At 62.0% G+C, this 5,545-nt stretch carries 5 protein-coding genes; 4 read left to right on the top strand and 1 reads right to left on the bottom strand.

Annotated elements, in window-relative coordinates; all coding sequences use genetic code 11:
- A partial coding sequence (locus tag EOA27_RS19595) for a DsbA family protein (RefSeq protein WP_145970428.1) occupies positions 1 to 633 on the top strand: 633 nt, incomplete at its 5' end.
- Between the two features lie 40 nt (positions 634 to 673).
- Here the strand turns inward: EOA27_RS19595 and EOA27_RS19590 are convergent.
- Entirely contained in the window at positions 674 to 1,108 is a 435-nt protein-coding gene (locus EOA27_RS19590; RefSeq protein ID WP_126082725.1) for a hypothetical protein, read from the bottom strand.
- Positions 1,109 to 1,362: 254 nt separating this feature from the next.
- On the opposite strand from EOA27_RS19590, the gene EOA27_RS19585 reads away from it, so the two are divergent.
- The 3 genes from EOA27_RS19585 to mgtE all read left to right on the top strand — a co-directional run.
- Positions 1,363 to 1,764, top strand: a complete 402-nt coding sequence (locus tag EOA27_RS19585) for a DUF6252 family protein (protein ID WP_126082724.1) — start codon at positions 1,363 to 1,365, stop codon at positions 1,762 to 1,764.
- A 355-nt stretch (positions 1,765 to 2,119) separates the two neighbouring features.
- Entirely contained in the window at positions 2,120 to 4,012 is a 1,893-nt protein-coding gene (locus EOA27_RS19580) for an ABC transporter ATP-binding protein/permease (RefSeq protein WP_189343132.1), read from the top strand.
- A 381-nt stretch (positions 4,013 to 4,393) separates the two neighbouring features.
- On the top strand, positions 4,394 to 5,545 hold a 1,152-nt coding region (mgtE, locus tag EOA27_RS19575; RefSeq protein ID WP_127256920.1), incomplete at its 3' end, for a magnesium transporter.

Here is a 5,545-nt window from a genome sequence, read left to right as displayed (position 1 = left end):
CCCTGGTGCTTCATCGGCCAGAAGCGGTTGGACAAGGCCATTGCTGCCGCAAGCGATGTCGACGTGCGTGTCAGTTGGCGACCATTCCAGCTCGATCCGACCATCCCGCCTGGAGGCATGGATCGCCGCCAATACATGCTCGGCAAGTTCGGCAGCGAGGAACGCATTCAACAGATCCATGCGCGCATCGAGCCGCTGGGCGAAGCCGAGGGAATCCACTTCGCATTCGGTGCCATCAAGGTCGCGGCCAACACGCTGGACGCGCATCGCGTCATCCGCTGGGCAGGCGCCGCGGGTGAAGATGCCCAGAACCGGCTGGTGCGCCGCCTCTTCCAGCTGAATTTCGAGGAAGGCGCCAATATCGGCGACCATGCCGCGCTGGTGAAGGCCGCCGGCGAGGCCGGCATGGATGCATCGGTGGTCGAGACGCTGCTGCCGACCGACGCCGACGTCGAGGCCGTCCGCAACGAGATCGCCACCGCTTCGCGCATGGGCATCACCGGTGTGCCCTGCTTCCTGCTTGAGGGCAAATACGCGGTGATGGGCGCACAAGATGCCGACACGCTTGCCGACGCGATCCGCCAGGTGGCTCAGGCCAAGGCGCGCGGCGAATTGGAAACCGTCGCGGACTGAGCATCGTCCGGCGCAGCTCGGGCGAAAGGCTACGGTTCTCCTATTTCGCGGTCACCTTGGCCTTGCTCAGGAAGAAGCCGTGCCCATTGCTGCCGGTGCAGATCAGTCCCTTCGTCGACGACTGGCAGGAAAACGGCCCCTGGCTCCAACTGTTGCCATAGCCGAGCTTGGTCACGTCGCTGCAACAACCCTGCTCGCCGGGGTTCTTGATCAGCCTCGCCGGCCCTTCGGGTCCCAAAATCACCGTGACGTAGCTCGGCTCGACGCGCGAGCAGGAAAGCTCCGGCCCGCCATCCCGCGGCTGGTAGGTGCTGGTGCCGCCCTTCGGCGTGTAGATGCAGCCGATATTGCCGGACGGCGTGTTGAATTCGACCTGGCCTTCGGCGCTGGCCGGAATACTTTGACTGCCGGCATGCGCCGCCGACAGACAGATGAAAATGCTGAACAGCGCGAGTGCGGTTGTCCGTGCAGGCATGTCATCCCCCTCGACATAAACCATCGCCGGGCAGATTCGACCCGGCAGGCGGGCGTTGTCAAATCATGTCCAGCCGCCAAAACACGATCTGGTGAATCGCCTCGATCACGGCGCTGAGCTAGGATCGGCAAGGGTTTAGCTGATTTGAGGGGCACCGAATGGCGGTTAGGCGTCGCGCATTGTCGCTGTTGTGCTTGCCTCTCGCCCTTGGGCTCCCGCTGACATTGCAGCGCGTGTCCGCCGAGGAAGCCGTCATGTCGGCGACTTTCGAAGGCAAGCCCTGGACGGCGTCCTTCACCTTGGCCCAGACGATGCAGATGGGCGGCAAGCCGATGCTGAACTTGTCGGGAACAGAACAGGGGTCGCCGACCATGACCTTCAATTCGATGCTCGAGCTCAAGGATCCGAACGACCTTGCCGGCGCCTATCCGCTCAAGACGGGCTCGCCCGCCAACAGCGCCAATTTCAACGTTCTCGATTCCGGCGCCATGGTAGGCCATATCCGTTTCAGCAGCGGCAAGATCGTCATCGACAAATACGACGCAGCCGCAAAGACCATTTCCGGTCATTTCAGCGCCTCGGGAAAAGACGAATCGGGCAAGCCCGAAGAGGTCACCGACGGCAAATTTTCGGGCATTCCGGTCACCGCCCAGTAGCCATTTCGGCTGATCGGCACCCCTTTTCGTTCACAAACCCGTGTTTTTTGCTTCCCTAAGGTAAGCTTTTCGCCTGGTAGCTGAATTGCCCCTAAGACGCTGGAATAAGAGCGGAATTCACCGAGACAAATCCTATCTCGGGATTGGCTTTCTGTTGCCCTCGCGCCACGACGCGTAACCCTGCTCACATTCCTCGCCAGAAAATTAATTGAAAATGATCAATTGGTGTTACCATGTGTAACAAAACTAGAAAGGTTTGGGCGGGATCGTGACTGGGGTCGGTAGACCGCAACGTACAGTACCGGAGCAAACATCCAGTGAGGCAAGGACCTCGCACCTGACGCCGGTATCGTCGATGCGTACATTCTGGGGGCTGATGCGAGCGTACTGGTTCTCCGACCGGTGGAAGGAAGCCTGGACGCTCACCTTCGTCATCGCCGCCCTCACCGCTCTCTCCAGCAAGGCCGGCGTTTGGTTTGCCGTGGCGTTGGGCGAACTCGGCAATTCGATCGCTTTCCTCCACGATGCCGCCAACACCCATCCGCTGCAGACCATCCTGACCAACGCCGGCATACTGGTACTGCTGGTGATCCTGAAAGATGCCGGCTTCACCGGCGTGCGCAACCTCGTTTCAACGACCCTGCACCGCAAATGGCGCGGTTGGCTGGACAACCAGTTCAACCAAGCCCTGCTAGACGGCAATCATACCCATTTCCATGCCCAGCATGGTTCGGCGGCCAGCGGCATCGTCGCTCCCGACAATATCGACCAGCGCATCCAGGAATCGATCAAGGACATGACCGGCGGAGCCATCGGGCTTGCCATGGGCGTGCTTGGCGTAGCGACGTCGCTTTATTTCATTGGCGAAAACCTGATCGGATCATCGGTCGAGGTCAAAGGCCTAGAATTCCTGGGCGGCTATGGCACCGCGGTGCTGGCTTTCCTTGCCGTCGCTATCTACGTGCCGCTGAACACCTGGATCGCGGTCAAGCTCGGACGCCTGCTCGAGCGGCTCAATGTCCGCATGCAACAGGCGGAGGGCAGCTACCGCAGCGAACTCATTACATTCCTGCGCCGCAGCTTCCACGTTGCCGCCTCGCATGGCGAGGACGTGCAGAAGTCGATGCATGACAGGCTCTATGTCGATATCGACAAGACATGGGGCCGACTGAATATCGTCAACACCAGCTACACCTCGTTCGAGCTGATCTACAATTTCGTCGGCGCCCGTATCGTTGCCTACGCGCCAGGCCTCTTGTCGTTCATCCACAACCGCCTCGACTACAAAGGCTACATCACCGGTTCCGAAATGGTCGCCCAGTTGATCAGCCAGTGCTCGTGGTTCATCCATGTCATGCCAGCGATTGCGACGCTCAGAGCCAACAGCCAGCGCGTGACCGAGCTCGCCAACGCGATCGAGAACGTCCAGCGCCCGCGGGAATTCTACCAGCAGACCGGCCGATCCGACTTCAGCTACGCGAGCCAGAACCCGGTTTTCGGTCTCACCATCCAGAAGCTGGAACTCGCCCATCAAGGCGAGGACGCCACACCTTTCCTCAGCGCTGCGAACCTCCGTTTCCGCCGCGGCGAATGGACCTTCCTCAAGGGCGAGTCCGGCTGCGGCAAGACATCGCTGATCAAGGCGATCAATGGCCTGTGGCCTTATGGCCGCGGCACCATCGTCTTCCCGGAAGGCGTCACCAATTTCTACGCTGCCCAGGAGGTCAAGCTGCAGCAGGTGTCGCTGAAGCAACTCGTCTGCCTGCCGGGTTCAGAGAACGACCATAGCGACACCCAGGTAGCGGCGGCTTTGCACAAGGCCGGTCTCGGCGACTTCATCGAACACCTGGCCGACGAGAGCCGCGAAGGCAAGATCTGGGATCAGGTGCTTTCGGGCGGCCAGAAGCAGAAGCTGGTGGTCGCGCGCATCATCCTGCAGCAGCCCGGGCTTCTCTTCCTCGATGAGGCGACCGGCGCGCTCGACCCCGATGGCAAGATAGCCTTCCACCAGGCGATCAAGGACAATTGTCCGAACGTCACCGTCATCAGCGTCATGCACGAGGCAGTGCCGCCGCGCTCGCTTTCCGGCGAGGAATTCTATCACAGCGTGGTTGCGATCGCCGACAGCGTCGCCACCAAGAAGCCCCTCGCTCCCAGCCTGCCGCGCGAGCTCACCACGATCCTCACCCAGCCGCCGCGGCCGACCGAGGACAAATGGCTGCGCTTCCGCCGGCTGAAGCAGAAATAGCAGTCATACCAAGCCCTTGATCGGCGGCCGTGGCCCGGCTTAGGCCGCCCTCGATCACAGTCTCGCGATCCGGCCTCCCCGCGTCCGTTTTCAGCGCCCTTCGCGATTGACTCGGCAAAATGCGCTCCTATGTTGCGCGCGCTCGCTGATTTCCAACTACAGCGCCACGCGTCCTTCGGACGCGTAAAGGACGCTGTAGAAACTTAGAATTGCGCATGATCCTTTCCGAAAATCGAACCCGATTTTCGGGGTCATGCGCTACCCCGCGAGCAGAAAGGTCAACCCGCCATGCCTGGCGACAGTCACAGTCGAACGCAACCGCCGTCCTCCCTGACGTGACCTGCACGGCTCACGTCCTGCCGGACGGCAAGGAGTGAGCCCATGAACGAATTCGCACCCGTATCGGACGACGAAGCCGTCGCCGTCGCCCGTGTTCTTGCCAACGACCACGTCGCCGACGTCGTCGAAGCCCTCAACCACGAGCCTCGCGAGACAGCCATCGAGCTGCTCTGCGCTGTGCCGTTCGAGCGGCTGGTCGAGATTTTCGATCAGCCGGAACTCGAAAGCGCTCCGGAACTCGCGGAAGCACTGCCACGCGCCCAGGCGAGCAAGCTTTTGACCGCCATGTCGGCCGACCGCGCGGCCGACATTCTGCGCGAGCTGGATGAACCGCCCCGCTCGGAGCTGCTCGGCGCGCTTGCCCCGCCGCTGCGCGCCACGCTGCTGTCAATCCTCGGATACCCAGAAGGCAGCGCCGCCTCGATCATGACGACCGAATTCGTCAGCGTGCCTTCCGACTGGACCGTCGGCCGCACGCTCGACTACATCCGCAAGGTCGAGCGCACGCGCGAAACCATCTACGCCATCTACATCGTCGATCCGGAGACGCAGCTCCTGCTGCGTTCGACCGGGTTGCGCCGGTTGATCACCGGCAACCCGGAGGATTTGATCCTGTCGGTGGCGCCTGATCGCATGCCGGTGACCGTGACGCCGCTCACCGATCGCGAGAACCTGGCGCAGACCATCTCGAAATACGACCTCCTGGCGCTGCCTGTCGTCGACCACGGCAGGATCCTCGGCATCGTCACCGTCGACGACATCATCGACACGATGATCGAGGAAACGACCGAGGACGTGCATCGTTTCGGCGGCATGGAGGCGCTGGACGAGCCGTATATGAAGATGGGCTTCCTCGCCATGATCCAGAAGCGCGCCGGCTGGCTCTGCGCGCTGTTCCTCAGCGAGATGCTGACGGCCAACGCCATGCAGAGCTACGAGGGTGAGCTGGAGAAGGCGATCGTGCTGACGCTGTTCATCCCACTGATCATGAGTTCCGGCGGCAATTCCGGCTCGCAGGCGACATCGCTCGTCATCCGCGCGCTGGCGCTGCGCGAGATCGGTCTGCGCGACTGGTGGCGGGTGGCGCTGCGCGAGCTGCCGACCGGGGTGGTGCTCGGCTCGATCCTCGGCGTCGTCGGCATCTGCCGCATCGCGCTCTGGCAGTATTCCGGGTTCTACGACTACGGCCCGCAC

The organism is Mesorhizobium sp. M2A.F.Ca.ET.037.01.1.1, from assembly GCF_003998075.1.
Classification (GTDB): domain Bacteria; phylum Pseudomonadota; class Alphaproteobacteria; order Rhizobiales; family Rhizobiaceae; genus Mesorhizobium.
The sequence above is the reverse complement of the archived record's forward strand: the minus strand, read 5'-3'. Positions and strand labels throughout refer to the sequence as shown.

Excerpts from the sequence above, each read along its gene's own strand:
- EOA27_RS19585 (WP_126082724.1), top strand. The coding sequence starts at position 1,363 with ATGTCGGCGACTTTCGAAGGCAAGCCCTGGACGGCGTCCTTCACCTTG.
- EOA27_RS19580 (WP_189343132.1), top strand. The coding sequence starts at position 2,120 with ATGCGTACATTCTGGGGGCTGATGCGAGCGTACTGGTTCTCCGACCGG.
- EOA27_RS19590 (WP_126082725.1), bottom strand. The coding sequence starts at position 1,108 with ATGCCTGCACGGACAACCGCACTCGCGCTGTTCAGCATTTTCATCTGT.